Consider the following 445-nt stretch of genomic DNA (forward strand, 5'->3'; position numbering starts at 1 on the left):
CTTCTTGCCGTTGACGGAGTCGGTGAGCATGACGAGGCAGAAGGGGCAGGCGGTGGAGACGATGTCGGGGTTGAGGGAGAGGGCTTCGTCGACGCGTTCGTTGTTGATGCGTTTGCCGATGCGTTCTTCCATCCACATGCGGGCGCCGCCGGCGCCGCAGCAGAAGCCGCGTTCCTTGTGGCGGTGCATTTCCTCGTTGCGGAGGCCGGGGACCTTGTCGATGATCTCGCGGGGCGGGGTGTAGACCTGGTTGTGGCGGCCGAGGTAGCAGGGGTCGTGGTAGGTGATCAGACCTTCTACCGGTGTGACGGGGATGAGTTTGCCGTCGTCGATGAGGTGCTGGAGCAGTTGGGTGTGGTGGATGACCTCGTAGTGGCCGCCGAGTTGGGGGTACTCGTTGGCGATCGTGTTGAAGCAGTGCGGACACGTCGCCACGATCTTCTTC

Annotated in this window: 1 protein-coding gene; it reads right to left on the minus strand. The window is 62.9% G+C overall.

All coding sequences use genetic code 11. The features are described from left to right. The coding region (locus tag IF129_RS25975; protein ID WP_191212287.1) for a (Fe-S)-binding protein at positions 1-445 on the minus strand (445 nt) is incomplete at both ends.

Source organism: Streptomyces chumphonensis, from assembly GCF_014779715.1.
Lineage (GTDB): Bacteria > Actinomycetota > Actinomycetes > Streptomycetales > Streptomycetaceae > Streptomyces > Streptomyces chumphonensis.